The organism is Oleiphilus sp. HI0117 (assembly GCF_001635235.1).
The window spans coordinates 1-3,493 of sequence record NZ_LWGA01000844.1; the positions used below are offsets into that span (position 1 = coordinate 1).

The 3,493-nt window shown below is 46.6% G+C and carries 3 protein-coding genes; 2 read left to right on the forward strand and 1 reads right to left on the reverse strand.

Going from position 1 to position 3,493, the window contains the following annotated elements; all coding sequences use genetic code 11:
- Together A3757_RS14445 and A3757_RS14450 are read left to right on the forward strand one after the other, a co-directional pair.
- A partial coding sequence (locus tag A3757_RS14445; RefSeq protein WP_197470057.1) for a TetR family transcriptional regulator C-terminal domain-containing protein occupies positions 1-377 on the forward strand: 377 nt, incomplete at its 5' end.
- Between the two features lie 732 nt (positions 378-1,109).
- A complete protein-coding gene (locus tag A3757_RS14450; protein ID WP_068553447.1) occupies positions 1,110-3,011 on the forward strand; it encodes an NAD(P)-binding protein in 1,902 nt (633 codons plus the stop codon).
- A 91-nt stretch (positions 3,012-3,102) separates the two neighbouring features.
- Here A3757_RS14450 and A3757_RS14455 read toward each other — a convergent pair.
- The coding region (locus tag A3757_RS14455; protein WP_231878287.1) for an AraC family transcriptional regulator at positions 3,103-3,493 on the reverse strand (391 nt) is incomplete at its 5' end.

Genomic DNA, 3,493 nt, shown 5'->3' on the forward strand with positions numbered 1-3,493 from the left:
AAGATCGTTTAGTGCAGGCGATACAAGACAACCCGAAGGATTTGGAGAACTTATTGCTGCAAACTTTGCCCATCAACGAAACTGTGCAAAAAGAATTCTGTGTCTGGCGAGACTTTTGGCAGCGGGCCGGAGATTCTCAAGCTTTGCAGCAAACTCAAACACACTGGATAAAGGACTGGGTAGCCGGTATTTCCGGTTTCATCGAGAAAGCACAGGCGGCCGGTGAACTCAGACCGGATCTAGATGTACAGTTAGAAGCTGAAATGTTGGCCACTTATGTGGATGGTCTGGGTCTAAAGGCGTCATTGGCTCCCAAAGATTGGCCTGTAAAGCGGCAGAAGCAACATGTGAGTGCGTATCTGTCACGGCTCTATTGACCGCTGATCCCCGAAATTCTTTTTTTAAAATCACACTACCTTCTTGTTATCTTCGGAAATCAGATAAATCGAGTTCGAATCTTGTCTGTTTTAGAAGTAGGACACACAGTTCGAGCCCGTCCTGTGAATTTAGGAGATCGACTGGAGAGGATTGGACGACGTCCTTAAATATCAACTCGATTGCCTTTTATGTCAATTAATGCCGACGCTACGCGGGTATATTTTCACCCTACTGCGAAGTGACGCGGCTACAGGTGCGATCCAATAGAAATCGATTTAATAATGAAGTGTGATATCTGGTGAGTTGGAACTGATAAATCTACAGCTCCATGATCACCGATACGACTGTTACTTTGATGAATTTGAATTCAATAAATTTAGTCACAAACCTCTATGTCCATAGCTACAACTTTTTATCTCGCCGCTTACAATTCGACAGTTATATTTATCGTCGTGGACATAATTTCGGTATTCTTTTCACTGCACTCTCCGATTGACACTAAAGCTCATTGGTTACCGGAAAACAAAAAAATCCTTGTTACTAATAGGGATTGCAAATTATTTTAACTATCGCATTGCTTTCTATGGTGGCTTTCTATCTTATCAAAAATCCAGCAATGTAAATATCAACTCGTCAGGCGAGGATCTTTCGAGCTAATTTCGTCGATGTTTGGCTTGTGACTCACCGGCGGACTAAAAGCGGCTCGGTCAATATTTTTACGGTATATCAATATGAAAAAAAGTATAACAAGACGTGATTTCTTGAATGGTTCTGCATTGGCAATAGGAGCGATGGGTCTATCCAGTAGCACTGCATGGGCTCAGCTACTGGGCGCATCTGGTGAGGCGACGACGCTTGGCCCCTTACCTGCGGATTACTATCCACCAACTTTGACAGGCTTGCGGGGCAGCCATAAGGGATCCTTTGAAGTGGCCCACTCACTGGCATGGCGTGGTGAGAAACCGCAGCACTACCAAAAGCTTCACGAGCACTATGATCTGGTAATTGTTGGTGGTGGAATATCCGGATTGTCTGCAGCGTGGTTTTATCGAAAAAAAATGGGCCATGATGCACGCATTCTGATTCTGGATAATCACGACGATTTCGGCGGACATGCCAAGCGCAACGAATTCCAGGTCAAAGGTAAAACGTTATTGGGGGCTGGCGGTTCGCAAAACTTGGAGTTCCCAGACCGCTACGATGATATTTCCCGCTCAGTATTGGACGACTTGGGCATCGATACCGATATCATGGAATCCAATATGACGCAAGATTACCCCTTGGGCAATACCGATCACGATGCAGGCATGTCGATTGCGACTGATAATGGTCACGTTAACCTTGGCGGAAATTGGATTAATTTTTTACACGCGAAGGAAGGCTATCGCGAAGCGATAGAACGATTGCCTTATAATAAATCTGAAAAAGAAAAACTGATCGAATTCGTATCCGGCGAGCACGACTACCTTGATGAACTGTCCTTCTTCGAGAAATATAAGTACTCAAAAACCACCAGTTACAATAGTTTTCTTCGCGACAGAGTCGGGTTTTCGGGCAGAACAATTCGTATGCTAGATGTTTTTAGTCGTGGCATGTTCGGGTACTCTGGCTGGAAGGACAGTATTCTTCACGCCATCATGCTTGGCGCGCCAGGGCTCAGAGCGATGGGCTGGTTGGGTGAAGTAGCCGACTTCCTGACGATGAGTACAGGCAAAGCTTATGAAGCCAGATATTTCCCCGATGGCAATGCAACTGTAGCGAGGCTACTGGTGAGTAAGTTGATTCCCTCCGTAGCGAAAGGGGAGGGAAATTTTACCAACATTGCCACTAAACGCCTCGACTATAGTGAACTTGACCGAGAACGACACACCACTAAAATAAGGTTAAACAGTACGGCTGTTGGCGTGCGCCAGCGCGGTGAAAATCTGGTCGAGGTTGATTACGTAATTTCCGGACAGGCTCAGAGTGTGACTGCTGATCACTGTATATTGGCTTGTTACAATGGTTTGATACCGCACTTGTGCCCAGAACTTCCCGAGAAGCAAAAGGAAAATCTCAGCTATAACGTTAAGATTCCCTTTGTATTTTCTACCATTGCTCTTAGCGATGGTAAAGCTTGGTCACAGTTGGATTGCAATATGATGTTTTGCCCTCATGATTACTTTAATACCATAACCGCGACTCCTCCAACCACCACCGGGGGACACCAGCCGCCGATGACGCCAGATGAACCTATGGCGGTCAGCATGTTTCACAGCCCTACACCGGAACCGATCAATAACGAGACCGGACGTGAGCTGTTCCGACATGGGCGCCACATTCTCTACACCACCCCTTACGAAGTTTACGAGAAAAATATTCGGCAACAGCTACAAAGCGTTCTGGGGCAATACGGTTTCAATCATGAGCGAGATATTGAGGCCATCACTGTAAATCGCTGGTCGCATGGTTATGCGTATCCGTATATGCAGCTCGATGATCCCGAGTGGGAAGAAGGCCAGGCTCCTCATGAGCTGGGACGCAAACAATTTGGACGCATTTCCATTGCAAACTCCGATTCAGAAGCCCAGTCTTATGTTACAGCAGCAATTGTGGCGGCGCACCGAGCGGTAGAGGAGCAAACATCGTCGTAAATGCAATAGGTATTTGAGGGACACCGTACTGCCGAGTGCCCCTAAATTGATATATGCATTTTCCACCACCTGATCATGCCCTAAAAGAAGATCAAAAATTAGTTTGACTTAAGTTTCGGTAGGCCATTGGCGTATAGCCGCTAAGGCTCTTAAAGGCACGATCAAAAGCGCTGGACTCTGAATATCCCAGTTGCAGTGCAATGATGCTGACAGGGGAGCTGGTTTCCGTCAGCGCTTTCTTGGCGACTTCCTCCATCACTGCATTGCGGAGCTCGCGAAAGGAAGTACCTCGGGTCATTAGTTGTCGAGTCAGGTTTCTGCGTGACATAAAAAATTGCGTTGCCGCGTGGTTCGCCGAGCAGGCGTCCGTGCCGAGCGTCCGGGCAATATAGAATTTAACTTGACCAACAATGTCGTCGATTTTCAGTATTTTGTCCAGAAGTTGATCTGCATTCTCCCGCAGTACTTTCAGCATATTGGGG